This window comes from Trinickia sp., assembly GCF_051961175.1.
GTDB lineage: Bacteria > Pseudomonadota > Gammaproteobacteria > Burkholderiales > Burkholderiaceae > Trinickia.
On sequence record NZ_JBQCDN010000048.1, the window covers coordinates 1 to 2,780 of the forward strand.

The window sequence follows — 2,780 nt, forward strand, 5'->3', positions numbered from 1 at the left end:
CCTTGTTGTCGCCGATGCGGATGATGCGCTCGGTGGGCACGCCCACTTCCTTCGCCCAGATGTCATGGGCTTCGTCGTCTTCCTGATAGACGGTGACCCACAGCTTTTCCTTCGGCAGCTGATAGACGTTCGTCAACAGTTCCCACGCGTAATGGATCGCATCGCGCTTGAAGTAATCGCCGAACGAGAAGTTGCCGAGCATCTCGAAGAACGTGTGGTGCCGGGCCGTATAGCCGACGTTTTCGAGATCGTTGTGTTTGCCGCCGGCGCGCACGCTGCGCTGGGCCGTCGTGGCACGCGAGTACGGACGCGATTCGGCACCGAGGAAGACGTCTTTGAACTGCACCATCCCCGAATTGGTGAAGAGCAGTGTCGGGTCGTTGCCGGGCACGAGGCTCGACGAACGGACGATCGTATGGCCCTTCGATTCGAAGAACTTGAGGAATTTCTCGCGGATTTCGGCGGCTTTCATAGAAAACTGAGGGGGCGACGGTCTCGACTGGAAACCGGCCGCGCCTTCTGGCTCATGGCGCCGGGCCGTTTTCCCCTAAACGGGCCATTATACGGAAATGTCGGGCGCCACCCCAGAAGCGCGGGCCCGCCGGCGAAGACGGGCCCGAACCCGCCGATCAAGCCACGCGTCGAACGAGCCGAATGACGAAGAGCAAGACGAGCGCGCCGATCACGGCGACGAACAGCGAGCTGAAGAAGCCGCCGCCAACGCCGATGTGCAAGACCCCGGCCAACCATCCGCCCACGAACGCGCCGACTATCCCGACGAGGATGTCGACAAACAGGCCGAACCCCCCTCCTTTCGTAATCAACCCGGCGAGCCAGCCCGCGAGGGCCCCGATGATCAACCAGACGATGAGACCGTGATGCATGTTTATTTCTCCGAAGGACCTGAGTGTGTTCTTGATGCCTACGCCGCACGGCTATCGGGCGGCATACGGCCCAGCGAGCGCGGTGCCGCCCATGCAGTCTATCTGGTAGTGCCCCGTTTTGGATGCCTTGCAACGTGCAGTGACAATTGTTTGCGTCCGCCGGCGTACATCGTGGCACTTTTGGGCATCGATTCCCTCGCCAAGGGCACCGCGGGCCTGCGGCGCGTGCTTTAGGTAGAATGAACGGATTGCCGCGGGCACACCCCGTGAAATTTCCGCCGATTTTTGACCTCGCATGAACAACGAACGCAACGACGCTGCGACGGCTCCGCCGTCCAATTTCATTCGAAATATCATCGATGAGGACAACCGTACGGGCAAATGGGCCAACCGCGTCGAAACGCGCTTCCCGCCCGAGCCGAACGGCTACCTGCACATCGGGCACGCGAAGAGCATCTGCCTGAACTTCGGCGTCGCGCGCGATTACGGCGGCGTTTGCCACCTGCGCTTCGACGATACGAACCCTGAAAAGGAGAGCATGGAGTACGCCGATTCGATCGTCGACGCCGTGCGCTGGCTCGGCTTCGATTGGGACAAAGACGGCACGTCGCACCAGTACTTCGCAAGCGACTACTACGGCAAGCTCTATGAATACGCCGAACTGTTGATCGAACGCGGCAAGGCTTACGTCGATAGCCAAAGCGCAGACGAAATGCGCACGAACCGCGGCTCGCTGACGGAGCCCGGCAAGAACTCGACCTATCGCGACCGTACGCCCGCAGAGAACCTCGATCTGTTCCGCCGCATGAAAGCGGGCGAATTCAAGGAAGGCGAGCACGTGCTGCGCGCGAAGATCGACATGGCCTCGCCGAACATGACGATGCGCGACCCGGTCATCTATCGGATCCGTTTCGCGCATCACTACCGCACGGGCGACGCCTGGTGCGTCTACCCGATGTACGACTACGCGCACTGCATCTCGGACGCGATCGAAAACATCACACATTCGCTGTGCACGCTGGAATTCGAGGATCACCGTCCGCTGTATGACTGGGTCTTGAACGAATTGGCCGAGGCTGGCGTTTTCACGCGGCCGCTCCCGCAGCAAATCGAATTTTCGCGGCTGAACCTCACCTACGCGATCACGAGCAAACGCAAGCTGTTGCAGCTCGTGACGGAAGGCCATGTCGAAGGGTGGGACGATCCGCGCATGCCGACGATCGTCGGCGTACGCCGTCGCGGCTTTACGCCAGAAGCGATCCGGCTCTTTTGCGACCGCATCGGCGTGACGAAGGTCGATTCGTGGATCGACATGAGCGTGTTCGAAGGCGCGCTGCGCGACGATCTCGACGAAAAAGCGCCGCGCACGGTGGCGGTGCTCGAGCCGCTCAAGCTCATCATCGATAACTTCCCGGCCGATCTGGCTGAGCCCTGCTCGGCGCCGGTGCACCCGCACCACCCCGAGCGCGGCCAGCGCAATTTTCCGATCACGCGCGAATTGTGGATCGAGCGCGAAGACTTCACGGAAACGCCGCCGAAGGGCTACTTCCGCCTGTTCCCGGGTAACAAGGTGCGGCTGCGCTACGGCTATGTGATCGAATGCACGGGCGCGGACAAGGACGAAAACGGCCACGTCGTCGCCGTCCACTGCAACTACTTCCCGGACAGCAAATCGGGCACGGACGGCGCGAATAACTACAAGGTGAAGGGCAACATTCACTGGGTCAGCGCACAGCACGCCGTGCCGGCCGAAGTGCGCCTGTACGATCGCCTCTTCAAGGAAGCGCAGCCCGATGCGGGCGGCCGCAATTTCCTCGAAGCGCTCAATCCCGATTCGAAGCGCGTCGTGCAAGCGTACCTGGAACCCGGTGCTCAGACGTTGCAGCCCGAAGAGCG

General features: G+C 61.5%; 3 protein-coding genes. 1 reads left to right on the forward strand and 2 read right to left on the reverse strand.

Annotation, left to right across the window (positions count from 1 at the left end; genetic code table 11):
- Window positions 1–472, reverse strand: a 472-nt coding sequence (locus ACTHL0_RS03085) for an alanine--tRNA ligase-related protein (protein ID WP_440565126.1), incomplete at its 3' end; no start/stop codon positions are given.
- 157 nt (window positions 473–629) lie between these two features.
- Window positions 630–884: a GlsB/YeaQ/YmgE family stress response membrane protein gene (locus tag ACTHL0_RS03090; protein ID WP_440565127.1), complete on the reverse strand. Its 255-nt coding sequence runs from the start codon at window positions 882–884 to the stop codon at window positions 630–632.
- A 295-nt stretch (window positions 885–1,179) separates the two neighbouring features.
- On the opposite strand from ACTHL0_RS03090, the gene ACTHL0_RS03095 reads away from it, so the two are divergent.
- Window positions 1,180–2,780: glutamine--tRNA ligase/YqeY domain fusion protein (locus ACTHL0_RS03095; protein WP_440565129.1), on the forward strand; the 1,601-nt coding region annotated here is incomplete at its 3' end.